This is a genomic window from Nocardia sp. NPDC006044, assembly GCF_042871115.1.
Taxonomy (GTDB): domain Bacteria; phylum Actinomycetota; class Actinomycetes; order Mycobacteriales; family Mycobacteriaceae; genus Nocardia.
Map to the genome: position 1 here is coordinate 3011169 of NZ_JBIAID010000001.1, position 18513 is coordinate 3029681.

General features: G+C 67.8%; 7 protein-coding genes. 3 read left to right on the forward strand and 4 right to left on the reverse strand.

Annotation, left to right across the window (positions count from 1 at the left end; translation table 11 throughout):
- The first annotated feature begins 105 nt into the window (after positions 1–105).
- Positions 106–3027, forward strand: coding sequence for a BTAD domain-containing putative transcriptional regulator (locus tag ACFYO1_RS13910; protein ID WP_387230427.1), 2922 nt, complete (start codon positions 106–108; stop codon positions 3025–3027).
- A gap of 19 nt (positions 3028–3046) precedes the next feature.
- Here ACFYO1_RS13910 and ACFYO1_RS13915 read toward each other — a convergent pair whose 3' ends face one another.
- The 4 genes from ACFYO1_RS13915 to ACFYO1_RS13930 form a co-directional block, all read right to left on the reverse strand.
- The gene (locus ACFYO1_RS13915) at positions 3047–4522 is read right to left on the reverse strand and encodes a flavin-containing monooxygenase (RefSeq protein WP_387230429.1); all 1476 of its coding nucleotides are present in this window, start codon (positions 4520–4522) and stop codon (positions 3047–3049) included.
- A gap of 196 nt (positions 4523–4718) precedes the next feature.
- On the reverse strand, positions 4719–6047 hold the full coding sequence (locus tag ACFYO1_RS13920; RefSeq protein WP_387230431.1) for a DUF6545 domain-containing protein: 1329 nt from the start codon (positions 6045–6047) through the stop codon (positions 4719–4721).
- A gap of 3 nt (positions 6048–6050) precedes the next feature.
- A complete protein-coding gene (locus tag ACFYO1_RS13925) occupies positions 6051–6836 on the reverse strand; it encodes a hypothetical protein (protein ID WP_387230433.1) in 786 nt (261 codons plus the stop codon).
- A gap of 370 nt (positions 6837–7206) precedes the next feature.
- Entirely contained in the window at positions 7207–7791 is a 585-nt protein-coding gene (locus ACFYO1_RS13930) for a hypothetical protein (protein ID WP_387230435.1), read from the reverse strand.
- Positions 7792–8455: 664 nt separating this feature from the next.
- Here ACFYO1_RS13930 and ACFYO1_RS13935 point away from each other — a divergent pair.
- Complete coding sequence (locus ACFYO1_RS13935; protein WP_387230437.1) at positions 8456–16912, forward strand: SDR family NAD(P)-dependent oxidoreductase; 8457 nt, start codon at positions 8456–8458, stop codon at positions 16910–16912.
- Between the two features lie 26 nt (positions 16913–16938).
- Entirely contained in the window at positions 16939–18513 is a 1575-nt protein-coding gene (locus ACFYO1_RS13940) for an NAD(P)/FAD-dependent oxidoreductase (protein ID WP_387230439.1), read from the forward strand.

Below are 18513 nucleotides of genomic sequence, written 5' to 3' on the forward strand. Positions count from 1 at the left end.
TCGATTTCGTCAGGGTGGCAAGCGGGCCCCGCGGCTGCGTCGGGTCCGCCGGACAGTGGACAGGGGGTCGGCCGAGTCCGCTTCCGCGGGACCGGCTGCGCCGCAATGGAAATACTCATCTTGGGTCCGGTCGTGGTGCGCGCCGGCGGCTCGGTGCTCGCAGTGGATCGACCGTTGGAGCGGGCGGCGTTGGTCTGCCTCGCGCTCGGGCGGGGGCTGCCGGTCTCGGACGGCAGGCTGGCGGCCGGTTTGTGGGGCGATGAGGTCCGGGGCCGGCCGGTGGACCGGCTCTGGAGTGTCGTATCGCGGTTGCGCGCGACACTGGGGGCGCACGCCGACGTCGTCGAACGGACCGCCGCGGGCTATCGGTGCACGGCGACCATGCCGGACCTGCTCGCCGCCGAGTCGGCGTCGGCCCGCGTGCGCGCCGCTGAACTGACCGGCGATCATGCGGCGGTGCGGGCGGAAGCCGCTGCGGCGCTGGGCTACTGGCGCGGACAGACGCTGGCGGACGTGCGGTCCGCGCCGCTGGTGATCGCCGAGGCGCACCGGCTGGACGCCTGGCGTCTGGAACTCGCCTGCGCCGGTTTCGCGGCCGCCGTCGAGTCCGGCGATGCCGACGAGGTGGTGACCGAGTTGTCCCGGCTGGTCGCCGCGCACCCGGTGCACGAGCCGCTGGCCCGGCTCTATGCCCTCGCCCTGTATCGGTCCGGCCGCCAAGCCGACGCGTTGAGCAGCCTCGACCGGTTGCGCCGGGCGGTGACCGACCGGCTCGGCGTCGCGGTGACCCCGGAGACCGCCACGCTGGAGCAGCGGATGCTCCGGCACGACCCGCTGCTGCGTCCGTCGCCCACGCGCTGCGCGGCGCGTCTGACCGAGGCCGAAACATCCACTGCCGTCGACGTTCCCGGGCCGCTCACCTCCTTCCTCGGGCGGGAACGGGAAATGCCCGAGCTGCTCCGTCAGCTGACCGGGCCTGCGCCGGTCACGCTCACCGGCGGACCCGGATGCGGCAAGTCACGGTTGGCGCTGGAGGCCGCCCGCGTCCTGGCTCGTGGCGGTCGCCGGGTCGTCACCGTCCAGCTGGCCGCGGTGCGGCAGGGCGATCTGGTGGGGCAGGCGATCGCCGAGGCGACCGGCGTCGAGGCCGCGCCGGGTGACGAAATACCCTTGCTGGCCGCCGAATTGGACGGCGCGCTGCTGCTGATCGACAACGCGGAGCATCTGGCCGACGAGGTGGCGGTTCTGGTCACCGCGCTGTCCGAGGCCGCGCCCGCCCTCACGCCGCTGATCACCTCGCAGCGACCGATCGGGTGTCCCGGGGAGGTCGTCCAGCTGGTCAGCGCCCTGGATCGCCGCGCGAGTCTCACGCTGTTCGTCGATCGGGCCGAGATCGCCCTGGACGAGTCCGTCCAAGCCGACGTGGTCGCGATCTGCGCGGCGGTCGATTGGCTGCCGCTCGGCATCGAGCTGGCCGCCGGCCTCACCCGCACGCTGTCGCTGAGCCAACTCGCGAAACGCATCGTGGACACCCTGCGCCTGCTGGTCGGCGGGGCCAGGGACGGTAGCAGCGATCGGCACACGTCGCTGCGGATGGCCTTGGATTGCAGTTACCAGATCCTGGACCCCACAACGCAATCCGTGCTGCGCGGGATCGGGGTCTTCGCGGGCGGCTTCCCGCCGGCCGCGGTCGCCGCGGTGCTGCCCGCCGACCTCGGCCAGGACCGGATCGCGGCGGCGCTGGCCGAGCTGGAACACCGCAACCTGATCGCGGTGCTGACCGACGGCACGTATCGGCGGTGCCTGCTGCTCGAGACCGTCCGCGGCTACGCGCAGAGTCAGCTGGCGGCCGAAGGCGAAATCGCCGCCGCACGTGCGCGACACGCGCAATGGTGCCTCGATCACGTGCGTACCGCCGCCGAGACGCACGGCGACGGCAGCGCGGAGGGGGCGGCGGCCGTCTTCGCCGAGTGGCCCAACATCGCCGAGGCACTGGATCGGGCGCCCGGTACGCCCGCCGCGGGCACCGCCGTGCGGCTGGCGATCGCCATGCACCGGCCGTGGCTGATGCGTTCCTGGTACGCGCAGGCCGGCCGCTACTACGGTCCGCTGTTGACCGGCGCCGACATCCCGGCGACAGACCGCGCGGAGGCATTGAGCCGCTGGGCCTTTCACTGGATGATGATCGGAAGACTGGACGAGGCCGCCGATCTGCTCGACGAGGCGGCGACCCTGATCGACCCTTCCGACAGCGGACTCGTGGCCATATCGGTGTACTACTGCCGTGGCTGCATCGACGTCGAACGCGCGCGCTACCGGCAGGCGATCCGCACCTTGCTCACCGCGGCCGAGTACGCGCGCCGGGCCGGGAACCTCCAGCGCGAGTCCGCGTGCATCGATGCCTGCGCCTCGGCCCAATTGTTCGCGGGTGACGCGCGATCGGCGGTGGAGAACTATCGACGGGCCGCGGACATCGATCGCGCCGAGGGCGACGAGCACGGCCTGGCCCGGGGGCTCAGCAATCTGGCCAAGGCGTTGCTCGGCGTGGGACGGATGGACGAGGCGCTGGCGTGTGCCGCCGAATCCGACGGCTACGCCAAGCGTTTCGACGACAGCCACATCCTCGCCCTGACCGAGCAGGTGCGGGCCGGGATCGCCGCGGCCGCAGGCGATCTCGACGCCGCCGAGGTGCACTGCCGGACCGCGCTCAGCCGGATGGGGGAGGAGATCGGCACGGCCGACATAGATCTCGCGGATGTGCTGATCGAGCGCGGCGCGCTGGCGGAGGCGCGCGAGCTGCTGGATCGCGTCCTCGACGACTCCGCCCCCGGACAGACCACCTGGCTCGCCGCCCTCCCGGTGTCGGCCGCGCTGGCCTGGGCGGAGGGCGATTTCGCGGCGGCGGCAACCCTGGTCGACGAGACGACGGCCGCACACGCCGCCTCCGGATTCGGCTGGCCGCGATACGTCGACCGACTGGACACTGTCCGTCGCCGCCTGGCCGACCGTCAGCTCGCCGGGCAGTGAAATCGGATTCCGTACGGAGTCAAGAGAGTTGGAAGGCCTCGGCTTTGGGCCGGCGGGTGGCGCGCCAGTAGCTGGTGCCGGTGCCGGGCCAGGACTGGCGGTTGCGGCCGGTGTGGTCGAGGAACCAGCTGTGGCAGCCGCCGGAGACCCACACGGATCGGTCGAGCTTGCTGTGCAGCCAGTCGTTGAAGTCGCGCTGCACGGTGTCGTGCACCTCGAGTCGCGTCGAGCCCCGATCGTCCATCAGCCGAAGGCATTGCACGATATAGCGCACCTGGGACTCGATCAGGAACAGGATCGATTGCGCGCCGCCGCCGGAGTTCGGGCCCATGATCATGAAGAAGTTCGGGAAGCCGGCCACGGTCATGCCCAGGTAGGCCTCCATGCCGTCGCGCCAGGCGTCCTGGATGGTGAGCCCGTCGCGGCCGACGATATGTTCGGTGGCGCAACGGTTGTCGGTGGAGAAGCCGGTGCCGAGCACGACCACGTCCGCCTCGTGCAGTTCGCCGTCGACGGTGCGGATCCCGGTCTCGGTGAACTCCTCTATGCCTACGGTTACCAGGTCTACGTCGGGCCTGGCCAGCGCCGGAAAGAAGTCGCCGGAGAACAGGATGCGCTTACAGCCGAAGGTGTAGGTGGGGGTGAGCTTGGCGCGCAGCTCCGGGTCGGGAACCTGCTTCTTCAGATGGTGCAGCGCCATTCGTTTCAGCAGGAAGTTCCAGCGAGGATGGAAGTACCCGTAGACCGGCGCCTCGTGCAGCCAGAACGCGGCATTGCGATAGATCTTCATCGCCCCGGGAAAGAGCCTGAACAGGCGTTGCTCGACCCCGCTGACCGGGCGATCCAGCTTCGGCAGCACCCAGTGCGGGTTGCGCTGGTACACCTCGACATGCGCTGCGGCATCGGCGATTTGGGGCACCAGCTGGATTCCGCTGGCCCCGGTGCCGATCACCGCGACGCGTTTGCCGGTCAGGTCCACCGAGTGATCCCAGCGCGCGGAATGGAACACCGGACCGGTGAACTTCTCCCGCCCCTCGAACTCCGGGATGTGCGGCTTGTGCAGCGCGCCGTGCGCGGCGATCACCGCGCGCGGACGGTACTCGTCGCCGTCCGCGGTGCGGACCACCCACCGGTCGTTGTCGTCGTCGAATTCATACGACACCACTTCGGACTGGAAGCGGATATACGGTTCGAGTTCGTGGTCCTTGACCACGCGCCGGATGTAATCGAGGATCTCCGGCTGTTCGGCATACATCCGGGTCCAGTCGGTATTGGGGGCGAACGAATACGAATACATCATCGACATGATGTCGCAGGCGCAGCCCGGATAGGTGTTGTCCCGCCACACACCGCCGACACCGTCGGCCTTCTCCAGCACGACGAAATTACGTTCGCCGGATTCCAGCAGTTTGATCGCCATCCCGACCCCGGCCAATCCGGTGCCGACGATGAGGACGTTCGGCTGCTCCGGGCTCACGTTGTCGCTCGATGCCATGATTCCCTCTCACTGCTCGACGCATCCAGGCAGCCGGTGCGCTGTGCTGCCGATGCCCAGACGGGTCGCCCTCGACCCTCGATAAAAGCAAATTGCCAGCGAATGATTCGGCAACGAGCACCGACACGATTACACCACAGTGGAACGCACGACGTACAGAAAAATGTTCATGCGCGTGCATGCGAGGGACCGAGGTTCACACCGCCAGGCGGTTGCCCGGCTCGGCGAGCCCGGCCGGGTCGCCGGCTTTGCGGGCCGGCTTGGGCGCGGGCACGGTGATGGCGCCCGACTTGACCATGCCGGGGACGAATCGTCGTGCGCTGATGGGGGTTCGGCGATCGGTGCCGAGCCCGGCCGTGTGAATGAGCGATTTCGTCGGCTGCCACAGCCGCAGCAGCGTCTGCTCGTCCGGTACATCGGCCCCGCGAGCGGCCGGTTCGCCCGCCGGCTCGCCGCCGGCGTCGGTGAGCCGCTTGGCCGCCAGGAACAGCTCGGCGACCATCCTGAGGTCTTCCTGGTCGTCCTCCTCGACCGTGTTCTCGATCAGGTCGTCGATCGTATTCGGCAGCGGCAGTACATATCTGGCTACGATCTCGGCCGCGTCGTGGATCTCCATCCGCCGCCGGTGCAGCCGCTCCTGCGGCGAGACATTCCAGTTGTCCGCCCGTTTCAGCTGGAAGACGACCTGCGGCGCGGCTGAGGTCAGATCCCGCCAGAGCGGATACATCCGGCGCGCGGCGCGCGATTCGCGATCCAGTCGCAGCTGCTGCACGACGGCCTGGACCGCGGACGGCACGTACACCGTGACCAGTGCGGCGAAGACGAACAGGCCGGGCTCGCCGGAGGCGAATCCGTCGGCGACGAGCGCATAGGTGTTGCGCGTGAACGCGTTGCCCGCGCCCACCGCGTCCAGCACGACCGAGACCGCCATCATGCACACGGGCAGCGAGCTGGCCACCCCGAAGCAGACCAGGGCGGCGACGGTGATCCGCTCCCACAGCGAGGTCGTCCGCCACACCGTGCCGCGGACCTTCAGGATGTAGTAGTAACCCGAAACAATAACGGGCAGAGCGGAATACAGCCCGATATAGATGCCGTATCGCCAGCCGCCGTACTCGGCGACCGAGGTCATGCCCTGGCTGCGGGCGGGCGCGCTGAGGAACACGAAGGCCAGGCCGATCACCGCCGAGATCCCGATGACGATCTTGAACTGGGAGCGGTAGCGCACCGGTCCGTTCTCGTGCAGCAGCGCCATCCCGAGCCCGCAGGCCCAGGCCGTCACGGTCAGCCAGTGCCAGGTGTCGAACACCGTGGGCAGGCCGCCGGGCACGAATTTCGCCACCTGGCGGGCGAAGACCGGTTCGCGTAGCAGGGCCGCCGCCGAGTCGAAGCCGAGCAGGGTGTTGATCATTCGCCCGAAGACCGAGGTGTGCAGGGTCAGGGCGAGCCGAATCAGCGTGATGACAACGATGAACACCGTCGCGGAGATGGTGATCCCGGCAGGCAGATGATCATGTGGCCACATGCGTTACAGCTCTTTCAACATCGGGTCGCGCCGCGGGCCGACGGTCCGGGCGCGGAAGCCGATGAGGGTCGCCAGCAGCTCGGCCTCGTACTCTTCGATGGAGGCGTAGCTGGACGCGCCGCGCGCGGCCCGCACTGTGGAGAGGTCGATTTCGTGATTCAGCGCGACTCCGCTCGTCAGCGTCGACCACTCCACCGCGGAGAGCGACGTGTCCTGTCCGTGGTCGAGCAACATATGGCTGACCTCGTGCAAAGCTACGTGCAGTTCGACCGCGGGATCGGAGGATTGCCGAAGAAAGATCACGTCGTAGCCTTTGCAGGCCAGCCACAGGCCACACAGGCCGACCGGCGCGGTCGGCGGCAGCAGTAAGCGAACGATCCGCCGCCCCCGGGTGCGCTCGACCGAGGCGATGAATTCCTCGATGGTCCAGTCGGCGGGCAGTTCGAGGCTGTCGACCACCGCCTGCAGCCGGGCGCGCGTGGAGATCTTGCCTCGGGTGGGCTTCCATCCGAGGCCAGAGACCTTGCGGCGGAACAGTTTCAACATTTCACCAGCCCCCTCGTCCGAACGAGGCGATCCGCGCCGGTGTGGTCCGGCTCGTCGGCATGAACGCTGGTCCGAGCTGCTGCGACAAGGCCGGTGGAATGCGGATCGTCTGTGTTCACGATTTCCTCCCCCGAGCACCTGGAGATCACACCTTGTTATCGCGCGCAACAGCGGCATCGTTGCCGCCGGCGCAATGTTGTTCGTCGAAGTCATCCGCTCAACGGGGAGCGCGACATTCTCCATTGTCCGGATAACCTCGGTGACCCGCATGTCGACATACGTCGCCTCGTGATAGTCGACTTGCCGGGCTGGCTTATACCCTACCTGTCACCCGGACTTCACGTAGCCGTAGTTTTCCCGTCATGGCCCCTAGATTACGCCCTTGACCTGCTCTTATGTGCGGGATTGGCAAGTCTGGAATGACTTCAAGTCGAATGTTGAAAGGGCAAGTCCCCGAGCGAATTTCAGGCCGCGTCCGGCGATGAACGGGGGTGCTCGGGGGTGGTCGCCGACCTAGCTGAGCAGGGGTTCGGGAGACACCGACCGGTATGTGACACGTGCTCGAATTATGTTGTGTCTCAAATACTGCCGGAGACACGACGGAAACACCGCGTCAGAGAATGTCGTCTCCGTCGGCGTCGTGGCCGGACGGTCCGGGCTCGGCGGTGTTCTGCAAGGCCTGCAGCAGCCGGTCGATCGCCGTCTTGGGGAAGATCAGCTGATAGCCCTCGGTGTGGCTGCGCGCCCGCTTCAATTCGATGCCGAGGCGATCGAGTTCGGTGACCAGATCCACGACCGAGCGGTGCTTGCGGGTCAGGTTCTGCAACGCGCTGACGCCGCTCTCCACATCGTCGTCGTCCAGCGGGGCCGCGGGCGCGGACGGCTCGGCGGCGGGCGGCATGAGCACGCCGCCGTGGTAGAGGGCCGAGGTCGCGCTCCCGGCCGGCAGGCCGAGCGCCTCGAGCGCACGGTTGTACTTCGCCTCGGTGGTCGCGCTGATCGTGTCCACCTGCCCGCTTTCGATGCGGGACTGGACATTACGCGTCGGACCGCCCAGGTCGTGGATGTGCTGGTGGGTTACCAGATCATCGGGAAGATTTCGCTGCCGGAACGCCTTCAGCTGCCGTCCGAACCGCTGTCCAGCCGACTCGACTTTATTACGCTTCACGGTCTCGCTGGCGCCCAATTCGTCGCCCATGGGAAGGATCGTACCACTTGTTTGCGCAGAGATGGTCATCGTGCCCACGCATCACCACTCATGCATGGTCGCAATAGCAAGATCATGCCCTTACGGCACGCTTGGGGTCGCAGTATCGTCCACGACGATGCGCATCTGCGGCGTGTGAACGCACACCGATGCACACGAATGTGTTGACATGAGTGCTTGTGGTCGTTAAATTCGGTACATGAGTGCGGATCTGGGCACTAGGCGTGAGGTGGGCACCGATCATGTGGAAGTTCAGCGCGATTAGCACGACTTCCAGTGCCATGATGCCTGCCCGCGCTCATCGGTCCAGCCGGCTCATTGCCGATGACTCGCCGCTTGCTCGGGGCTCGAACAGCTCGGCCCGACCGCCGAGGGCTCGTTCGAAGGGGGCCGACATCGCAGTCGGCAATAAGGGGAGTGTCATGTTCCTCGAGGGGGGAACATGACCGTCCGCACAATATCGGCAACCGGTCGGAAACTCGACAATCAAATCAGCCTGCTCGATATCGCCTCGCTTTTGCGCTCGATGCCGCGGTTGCGCGCATCGCCACGCTGAGCGGGACTGGTCGATACGGATCCTGATCGACTCGCGGGCAACAACTTCGACGTTGCCCGCGGTGTCGATAGATGTGTGTTCACAAACGAAGGTAATGCGATGGATTCTGTGCACAGCTCCTCGAATGAGGCCGAATCGACCGCTCACGAGGGCATTGCCATCGTGGGAATCGGTTGCCGATTCCCCGGGCAAGTTTCCGATGTAGGCGATTTCTGGCAACTCTTGCTGGACGAACGGGATGCCGTTCGGGAGGTCCCGGAGGATCGGTGGACAGGCGCCGCCTTCTACGATCGCGACGCGGCGCGCCCCGGCCACCTGCGCACCCGCGACGGCGGCTATCTCGACGACGTCTCCTCCTTCGATGCCCAGTTCTTCGGCATCACCCCGCACGAGGCCGCGCGGATCGACCCGCAGCAGCGCCTCTTCCTGGAGACCACCTGGGAGGCGCTGCAGGACGCGGGCATCGTGCCCGAAGACCTCGCGGGTACGAAAACCGCTGTCTACGCCGGTGTTTCGGGTCACGACTACGGCATCATCCAGCTGAACCCGGAGAACCGGTACCTCATCGGCGGCCACACGATGACCGGCGTCACCAATTGCATTGTGGCCAACCGTGTCTCGTACCTGCTCGATCTGCGCGGCCCCAGCATGACGGTGGACACCGCGTGCTCGTCCTCGCTGATCGCGATCCACCTCGCCTGTCGCAGCATCCGCTCCGGCGAGGCATCGATGGCGCTGGTCGGCGGCGTCAGCACGCTGCTCATTCCCGAGGCGACCATCGGCTTCAGTCAGGGGACCTTCCTGTCGCCGAACGGTCGCTCGAAGTCGTTCAGCGACACCGGTGATGGCTACATCCGCAGCGAGGGCTCGGGCACCATCGTGCTCAAGAAGCTGTCCGCGGCCGTCGCCGACGGGGACCGCATCTACGCGGTGATCCGGGGCAGCGCGACCAACCAGGACGGCCGCACCAACGGCATGACCGTGCCGAGCGAGGACGCGCAGGCGCAGATGATCGCCGACGCCTGCCGCGACGCCGGCGTGGTGCCGTCCGATATCGGCTTCGTCGAGGCGCACGGCACGGGCACCGCGGTCGGTGACCCGATCGAGGCCCGCGCACTCGGCAAGGCGCTCGGCATCGGCCGAAATGGCAACGGGCCCTGCATCGTCGGCGCGGTGAAGTCTAACCTCGGCCACCTCGAGTCGGCGGCGGGCATCGCCGGCGTGATCAAGGCGTGCCTCGTGCTGCAGAACGGCGTGATCCCGGCGAACCTGCACGGGGCGGTGCCGAACCACGAAATCCCGTTCGAGGAACTGGGTCTGGAGCTCGCGCAGTCCCGGCGGCAGTGGCCGGATGGCCGCCCGCGTCTGGCCGGAGTGAACTCCTTCGGCTTCGGCGGTTCCAACGCGCACGTGATCCTGGAGGGCGCGCCGGAAGCGATCGCGCAGCCGCAGGCCGACACCGCGAAAGCGGAGCGGGACAACGGCACCGAGCAACTGCCGGTGCTGTTCACGCTGAGCGCCAAGACCAAGGACGCCCTGCGGGCCTACGCCGACGACTACGCCGACTTCCTGGAGGAGTCGACCCTCGCACTGCCCACCATCGCGGCCGCCCAGGCCACGTCGCGGGCACACTACGACCATCGCCTCGCCGTGGCCGCCGCGTCCACCGGCGAACTGCGCGACACACTGCGTGAGGTGGCCCGCGGTTCGGCTCCGGAGACCGTGCGCACCGGCGTGAAAGCGCCTGCCGCGCAAGACATCGCGTTCGTCTTCTCCGGCCAGGGCCCGCAGTGGTGGGGCATGGCGCGCGAACTGCTCGCGACCAACGAGGTGTTCCGGCAGACGGTTCAGCGCATCGACGCCGAACTGGGCAAGTATGCCGATTGGACCGTGTCCGAGGAACTCGGTCGCGACGAGGCCGACAGCCGCATCGGCGAAACCTTCATCGCCCAGCCCGCCGTCTTCGCGGTGCAGGTCGGTCTGGCCGCCGTGTGGCAGAGCTGGGGCATCGTCCCGGCCGCCGTGGTCGGTCACAGCATCGGCGAGGTCGCGGCCGCGTATGTCTCGGGCGCGCTGTCGTTCGAGGACGCGGTGCGGGTCATCTTCCATCGCAGCCGGGTGCAGCAAAAGGCGTCGGGCAAGGGCAAGATGCTCGCCGTCGGCCTGCCGCTCGCCGAGGTCGAGCAGCGGGTCGCCGGGTACACCGGACGAGTCGCCATCGCGGCGCTCAACGGCCCGGAATCGGTTGCCCTGGCCGGTGATCCGGACGCCCTCGAGGAAATCGAGCGGGAGCTGAGCGCGGAGAAGATCTTCGCCCGCATGCTTCAGGTCAGCGTGGCCTTCCACAGCCACCACATGGATCCGCTGAAGGACGAGCTGATCTCCTCGCTGGACGGCCTCACCTCCGGCCCGGCCACCGTCCCGATGTACTCCACGGTCTCCGCCGACATCGTGCCGACCGGCGGCCTCGACGCCGAATACTGGTGGCACAACGTGCGCGAGCCGGTGAAGTTCGCGCCGACCATCGATCGCCTGATCGAGGACCAGCACCTGGCGTTCATCGAACTGGGCCCGCACCCGATCCACGCCACCGCCATCGGCGAGCTGCTCGAGCAGCGTCACGCCGAGGGCCTGGCCGTCCCGTCGCTGCACCGCAAGCAGAGCGACCGTGCCACCCTGCTGTCCTCGCTGGCCGCGCTGTACGTGGCCGGCTTCGAGCCCGCGTGGGCCGGCCTGTTCGCCGGGATCGACGACCGCGCGCAACTGCCGTTCTACCCGTGGCAGCGCGAAACCTATTGGCTGGAATCGGCGACGGCCAGGGAGCGGCGCTTCCCGCCGCTGAGCCACCCGCTCGTCGGTGAGCAGGGCCGGGTCGCGGACGAGCCGGACAAGCACGTCTGGGAGATCGTGCTCGATCCGGATCACTTCCCCTGGCTCGACGATCACCGCGTGCAGGGCCCGATCGTCTTCCCGGGCGCGGCCTACCTGGACATGGTGCTCGGCTGCGCGCAGGACGCGTTCGGCGCCGGCCTGTACACCCTCGAGGAGGTCGAGTTCCGGCGCGCGCTGTTCGTCTTCGACGACCGTCCGGCGCCCGTCGTACAGGTCGTGCTGACCCCGTCGATGCACTACTCGGTGTTCAGCCGCCAGGACGGCGACAAGGACTGGACGCTGCACTCGGTCGGCACCCTGCGCCGCGGCGCGCCCGACACCGAACTGCCGGTGCCCTTCGATGAGCTCGAGGCGGAGTGCCCGTTCGAGATCGAGCCCGCGAAGGTCTTCGCCAAGCTGCGCAACAACGGCCTGATGCTCGGCCCGACCTTCAAGGCGATCACCAAGCTCGGGTACGCCGAACTCAAGTCGCTCGGGCGGATCGACACCCCGGCCGCCCTCGCGGACGAGGCGCCCCGGCACGCGATCCACCCGGCGGTCCTGGACTCCTGCTTCCAGTCGCTGTCCATCTCCATGGGCAACGACCCGAACAGCGAGGACAAGACGCTCTACCTGCCGGTCGAGGTCAAGCGGCTCAGCTTCTACGCCAAGGCCAAGGGCCGCGTGTACTGCTACGGGCGCGCGCAAGTCAGCGACGACATTGCGTACTGCCACGGTGATCTGTGGATCGTCAACGAGGACGGGACGCTCGTAGCAGAACTCGAAGGGTTCCGGGGCAAGTCGATCACCACGACCGCCGACGACGGCGACGCCCTGCTGCAGTGGCTCTACGAATTCCGCTGGCACCCGGAGCGGGTGCGGACCAAGACCCGCACGCCCGCCGAGTTCCTGCCCGCCCCTGCGGATCTCGATGCCGCGGTCGCCCCGCTGGTGGACGAGCTGCGGGACTGGCAGGTCAACCGCGACTACCACGCGGTCGCCGAAGCGGAGATGAACGAGCTGTGCATCGGTTACGTGACCGAGGCGTTCTACAAGCTCGGCATGCAGTTCGCGGTGGGCCGCACGTTCAGCCTGGACGAGATCGCGGCCGAGATGGGCGTGGCCGACAAGCACCGCCGCTACCTGGCCCGGCTGCTGGAACTGCTCGCGCTGCACGGGGTTGTGGAGAAGTCCGGCGACGCATGGCGGTCGCTGGTGGTGCCGGCCCGGGTCGATACCGCGGCGATGCTGGCCGAGCTGCGCACGAAGTACCCGGACAAGTACGAGCCCGAACTCGCGGTCCTGCGCCGCTGCGGCACCGAGCAGGACGCGGTGCTGCGCGACGACGTCAACCCGATCGAGCTGATTTTCCCGGAGGACGAATTCCAGTCGGTCGCCGACCTTTACGGCCCGTCGTTCTCCTTCGGCAAGGCCAACCGGATCGTCAGCAAGGTGGTCTCGGAGTGCGTGCGCGATCTGCCGGGCGACCGGCCCATCCGGGTGCTGGAGATCGGTGCGGGCACCGGCGGCACCACGCCGTACGTGCTGTCCGAATTGCCCGCCGACCGTGCGGAATACGTGTACTCCGACATCACGCACCTGTTCCTCGGTAAGGCGCGGCACCGGTTCAGCGACTACGACTTCATCGACTACCGGGTGCTCGACATCGAGAAGGACATCGAGGAGCAGGGCTTCGGCCTGCACTACTACGACATCGTCGTGGCCTCGAACGTCGTGCACGCCACCCCGAGCCTGTCCGCCACCCTGGCGAACGCCCAGCGCCTGCTGACCTCGAACGGTCTGCTGCTGGTCGTCGAGGCGACGGTGCCGCCGCACTGGGTCGACCTGACCTTCGGCATGACCGAGGGCTGGTGGGCGTTCGCCGACCACGACCTGCGCCCGGACTACCCGCTGATGCGGGAGGCGACCTGGCGCGAGTTCCTGCCGACCGTCGGTTTCCACGACGTGCAGATCTTCTCGGACATGGCCACGCCGGAGGAAACCGGTAACTCGGTGATCCTGGCCCGCGCCGAGGCCGTCGAGCTGGAGCCGCATCAGCCGCGCATCGCGCAGGCGCCCTGGGTGGTGCTCGCGGATGCCGACGGTGTCGGTGACGGCTATGCCGCGCTGCTCGCCGAGGCCGGTGCGTCGGGTGTGATCGTTACTCGCGGTGACGAATTCGAGCAGGTCGATGCCACCAACTTCCGGGTGCGCGCCAACAGCAGCGCGGATCTGCAACGGGTGCTCGAGCAGGTACGCACCGCCGATGGTGACGTGGCCGGCGTCCTGCACCTGTGGAATCTCGATTTCGCCGAGGCCGAGCTCACCACCGCGGCGCTGCCCGCGATCGAGTCCGACGGGGCCTACAGCGTGATCGCGCTGGCCCAGGCGGTCGAGGAGCTGGAGTGGACCCAGGCGCCGCGGCTGTGGATCGCGACGTCGGGCGCCCACGTCCTGGATCGAGCGGAACACGTTGCGCTGAGCCAGGTTCCGAGCTGGGGCATCCTGCGTGTGCTGTTGAGCGAGCACAGCAGCCTGCGGGCGAAGATCTTCGACTTCGATCCGGCCGCCCCCGCCGCCAAGCGGGCCACGCAGCTGTTCGACGAGCTGCTGCACGTGGACACGGCCGACGAAGAGGTCGCGTTCCGTGGCGACACCCGGTTCATCGACCGCCTCGAGCACGTCTCGCTGGCCGAGTTCGAGGCCTCGGTCGCGATCCCGGCCCGGGTCTCCGACGACACCCCGTTCGCGCTGGCGGTGCCCACCGAGCCCGGGGTCGAGCAGCTGCGCTACGAGCGGCAGGAACTGCCGTTCCTGGATCGCGGCGAGGTGGCCATCCGGCCGCTGGCCACCGGCCTGAACTTCCGCGACATCATGTTGACCCTCGGAATGCTCTCGGCCGGTGCGACATTCGGCGGTTTCTACGAGAACAACCTCGGCGTGGAATGCGCGGGCATCGTCACCCAGGTCGGACCGGACGTGGACGGACTGGCGCCCGGTGACCGGGTGGTCGCCTTCGCCCGCGGCTGCTTCGGCAACCTGGTGGTGGCCGATGCCCGGCGGGTCTACACCGCGCCGGAGAAACTGTCGGACGTCGAGGCGGCGACGCTGCCGATGGCCTACCTGACCGCGTGGTACGCGCTGGTCGAGGTGGGCAGGCTGCGCGCGAGCGACCGGGTGCTGGTGCACGCGGCCGCCGGCGGTGTCGGTCTGGCGGCGGTGCACATCGCCCAGTCCCTCGGAGCGACCGTCGTCGCCACCGCGGGTAGCGAGGAGAAGCGGGACTACCTGCGTTCGCTCGGCGTCGCGGATGTCTTCGACTCGCGTTCGCTCGACTTCGCCCAGGAGATCAAGCAGCGCTACGACGGCGTCGACCTGGTGCTGAATTCGCTTCAGGGCGAGACGATTCCGAAGAGCCTCGAGCTGCTGCGCCCACGCGGGCGTTTCCTCGAGATCGGCAAGAAGGACATCTACGACAACTACAAGCTGGGCCTGAAGCCGTTCGGCAACAACCTGAGCTACTCCGCGATCGACATCGATCGACTGCTGGAGGAAGACCCGGCGCTGTGCCGCGAGGCGATGACCAAGGTGCTCGAGGCCGTTTCCGCAGGGACGCTGCCTGCCCTGCCGCACACCGATTTCGACGCCACCGAGGTGGCCGCCGCGTTCCGGTACATGGTGACGGCCAAGCAGATCGGCAAGATCGTCGTCGAGTACCAGCCCGACACCGAGCTGCTGATCCACCCGACCTCCAGCGGCGAGGACGTGGTCGACGCCGAGGGCACCTACCTGATCACGGGTGGTTACACCGGTTTCGGCCTGCGGACCGCGGAGTGGCTGGTGGAGAAGGGCGCTCGCACGGTCGTGCTGGTCGGGCGGCGCGCGCAGATCGACGAGGAGAACGAGGAGCCGATCGAGGCGATGCGGACCCTCGGGGTCAACGTGGTGCTCGAACGCGCCGACGTCTCGATCGAGACCGAGGTGGTCGGGCTGCTCGAGCGGATCGCGGAACTGCCGCCGCTGCGTGGGATCTACCACGCCGCAATGGTTTTGACCGACGGCCCGCTGGCAGGCATGACCGAGGCGGACTTCTTGCGCACCGTGCGGCCCAAGGTGGACGGCGCCTGGCACCTGCACAACCACACGCTGGACCTCGAGCTCGACGCGTTCGTCCTGTTCTCCTCGATGAGCTGGAACGTCGGCACCCCCGGCCAGGCGAATTACGCGGCGGCCAACGGCTTCCTGGAGGCCCTGGCGACGCATCGCCGCGAGCTCGGACTGCCGGCGCTGACGATCAACTGGGGTGCGATGGCCGAGGTCGGGTTCGTCGCGCGGAACAAGCTCGACACGCTGGCCCGGCTCGGGTGGACACCGATCTCGCCGGACCACGCGCTCGACTTCATCGGACGCTGCCTGGCCCAGGGGGTCACCAGCACCAGCGTGTTCGGCGTCAACTGGGCGAAGATGAATCAGGTCATGCCGATCATCCGCAGCTCGCCGCGGCTGGCCCACCTGGCCCTGGCCGACAGCGTCGGCGCCGCCAGCACGGGCGGCACCGAGGGATTGCGCGCCGAACTGCTCGAGCTGGACGAGGCAGCGCGGCAGCCACGGCTGGTGGAGGCGCTCTCGCAGCAGATCTCGCGGATCTTCGACATGCCGATCGACCGGCTGGCCCACGATGTCGCGCTGACCGACCTCGGCATGGACTCGCTGATGGCGGGTCAGATCCGCAACGCGCTGGCCAAGCATCTGGACATCGACTTCCCGACCATGGGCCTGATGCGCGGACCGACGCTCGTCGAGCTCGCCGGGGAGGTGCTGGCCCAGGTGTTCGGTGACGGGTCGGCGATGATCGCGGCGGCGACGGAAGCGGCGGGCACGCAACGCTGGATCCACACCGTGAAGGGACGTTCCAGCACGGCCTCGCTGCGGGTGTTCGCGCTCCCGTTCGTCGGTGGTGGCGCCTCGGTGTTCACCCCGTGGCCGAACTTCCTGCCCGACACCGTCGAGGTGGTGGGCATCCAGTATCCGGGCCGCGAGGACCGGGTGAACGAGGTGCCGATCGACTCGATGCCCGCGTTCATCGAGGAGCTGGCCGATGCCATGCTGCCGCACCTGGACCGCACCTTCGCGATCTACGGGCACAGCATGGGCAGCCTGCTCGCCTACGAGCTCACCAAGTACCTCGAGCAGAACTACGCCGAAGTCCCGCTGAAGCTGATCATCGGCGGCTGGCCGTCGCCGGCGCTGGTGGAAAGCTATGTGCGCAACCTCAAGCACATTCGCGACGGCTTCGACATGGATCGCGAATCGGACAGCCGGGTGCTGGAGGTGTTACGGGACAACGACCTGCTCGCGATACCGGTGGAGGACGAGGCATCGGTCAAGCCGATGATGCCCGCGGTCCGGGCGGACCTGAAGATGCTCGGCGACTACCGCTTCGAACACGGTGTCGCGCTGCGGGCGCCGATCACGGTCCTGCGCGGGGCCGACGATCATCTGTTCGAGGTTGATCAGCTCCAAGGCTGGGAGAAGCTGACCAGCGGCAGGTTCGAGCTCACCACCGTGCCGGGTGGCCACCTGTTCATCCAGAACCCCAGCGCACAGGTGATGCGAACGATCGCCGACGAACTGTCCGCCGAGGACAGCTTCCCGACCTTCACCAGCCTCGTGATCGAGGACTGAGCAAGTAGCTCGAACGGAGAAAAATGATGAAACCGGTCGAACGTTATGACGTAGTGGTATGCGGCGGCGGCCTGGCGGGGTTGACCCTGTCCCGGCAGCTGAAGCGGACCATGCCCGACCTCACGGTGCTGGTGTTGGAGCGGACCGCGGGTGACATCCCCGACGGCGCCTACAAGGTGGGGGAGGCGACCGTCGAGGGCGGCGCGCACTACTTCACCGAACAGCTCGGCCTCACCGGGTATTTCAACAAGCAGCACCTGCACAAGCTCGGGCTCCGCCTGTTCTTCGGCGACCAGCACGGCCCGTTCGAGGCGCGGCCCGAGATCGGTGCGCGACGGTTCCCCCGGGTGCCGTCCTACCAGGTGGACCGCGGCATCTTCGAGCGCGACCTGCGCCACGGCGCCAAGGATCTGGGCATCGACCTGGTCGAGCAGGCCAAGGTCACCGATGTCGAACTCGCCGACGGCGACGACGATCATGTGGTGCACTACGAGGCCGGCGGGGTCGAGCACACGGTCCGGGCGCGGTTCGTCGCCGACGCGTCGGGGCGGCACAAGCTGATCCAGCGCAAGCTCGGCCTCGGCGCCCCGAGTCCGCACAAGATCAACGCGGCCTGGTGGCGGCTCAAGGGCGAGTACGACGTCGAGGTGATGGCCCAGGCGAAGAGCCCCACCTGGCAGCCGAAAACTCAAGAGCGCCGGTGGTTTTCCACCAACCACCTGATGGGCACCGGCTACTGGGTGTGGATGATCCCGCTGTCCTCGGGCAACACGAGCATCGGCATTGTCACCGACGAATCGATCCATCCGTTCCGGACCTACTCGACGGAAACCAAAGCGAAGCAATGGATCGCCGAGCACGAGCCGACGCTGGCCAAGTTCACCGAGAACGCCGAGCTGCTCGACTTCCTGGTGCTGCGCAACGCGAGTTACGCGTCGACCCAGGTGTTCTCGCACAACCGGTGGGCCTGTGTCGGTGAGGCGGCGGTCTTCCTGGACGCGTTCTACAGCCCGGGTTCGGACTACATCGCCTACACCAACACGATCACCACCCGGATGATCGAGCTGGACCGCAAGGGTCAGCTGACCGAGGACGTCGCGCAGACCTACAACAAGCTGCTGCTCGACGACCTCTGGCCGAACTATCTGGCCATGTACAACGGCAACTACCCGATCTTCGGGCACGCGCCGGCCATGTTCACCAAGGTCATGTGGGACACCTCGTTCTACTGGGCGCTGCCGTCGCAGATGCTGTTCCGCGGCTTGCTCAAGAGCCCGGACGCGGCGGCGGAGTTCCATCCGATCGCGTCCCGGTTCCTCGGCATCCAGACCCGGATGCAGTCGAACCTGCGCGCCTTCGCGGCACAGGCCCCGCAGCCGGACAAGTACCTGTTCGTCGAGTACAGCAAGGTGCCGATCTGCGCGCAGCTGCACCTGGACCTGCTGACCGACAAGACCGCCGAGCAGACCTTCCGGGACATGCGGCGCAACGTCGATCGGCTGGAGTCCTGGGCGGACTCGTTCGAACGGGAGATCGCCGCCCGGATCGAGCTGCCGGTGCGGGCGCCGGCCGAGCCGGCCTTGCAGGCATCCGCGCAATAA

What these genes read in the sequence shown, in the direction of transcription:
- ACFYO1_RS13910 (WP_387230427.1), top strand. Translation starts at nt 106, where the DNA reads ATGGAAATACTCATCTTGGGTCCGGTCGTGGTGCGCGCCGGCGGCTCG.
- ACFYO1_RS13915 (WP_387230429.1), bottom strand. Translation starts at nt 4,522, where the DNA reads ATGGCATCGAGCGACAACGTGAGCCCGGAGCAGCCGAACGTCCTCATC.
- ACFYO1_RS13920 (WP_387230431.1), bottom strand. Translation starts at nt 6,047, where the DNA reads ATGTGGCCACATGATCATCTGCCTGCCGGGATCACCATCTCCGCGACG.
- ACFYO1_RS13925 (WP_387230433.1), bottom strand. Translation starts at nt 6,836, where the DNA reads ATGGAGAATGTCGCGCTCCCCGTTGAGCGGATGACTTCGACGAACAAC.
- ACFYO1_RS13930 (WP_387230435.1), bottom strand. Translation starts at nt 7,791, where the DNA reads ATGGGCGACGAATTGGGCGCCAGCGAGACCGTGAAGCGTAATAAAGTC.
- ACFYO1_RS13935 (WP_387230437.1), top strand. Translation starts at nt 8,456, where the DNA reads ATGGATTCTGTGCACAGCTCCTCGAATGAGGCCGAATCGACCGCTCAC.
- ACFYO1_RS13940 (WP_387230439.1), top strand. Translation starts at nt 16,939, where the DNA reads ATGAAACCGGTCGAACGTTATGACGTAGTGGTATGCGGCGGCGGCCTG.